This window comes from Paraburkholderia sp. BR13439, assembly GCF_040948805.1.
GTDB lineage: Bacteria > Pseudomonadota > Gammaproteobacteria > Burkholderiales > Burkholderiaceae > Paraburkholderia > Paraburkholderia youngii.
On sequence record NZ_JBFPKN010000170.1, the window covers coordinates 1 to 335 of the forward strand.

General features: G+C 57.9%; 1 protein-coding gene. It reads left to right on the forward strand.

From position 1 onward, the window contains the following. The coding region (locus tag AB3X96_RS42735; RefSeq protein ID WP_368594438.1) for a transposase at positions 1-335 on the forward strand (335 nt) is incomplete at both ends.

Here is a 335-nt window from a genome sequence, read left to right on the forward strand (position 1 = left end):
GTTCATGACATCAATGCGGCCGAAGCGCTGTTGCACGGCCAGGAAATGGATGTGTCCGCTGACGCCGGATATCAGGGTATCGAAAAGCGCTGCCAGGTAAGCGCGGTTCGCTGGCATGTCGCGATGCTACCAGGCAGGCGCAGACAACTGGACCTAACCGATCGGCTGGACGCGATATTCGATCAGATTGAACGCCTGAAGGCCGGCGTCCGCGCCAAGGTTGAACATCCGTTCCGCGTCCTCAAACAGCAGTTTGGCTATACGAAGACCCGGTACCGGGGGTTGATGAAGAACACCGCCCAGATCACGACACTATTTGCTCTGGGCAACCTGTG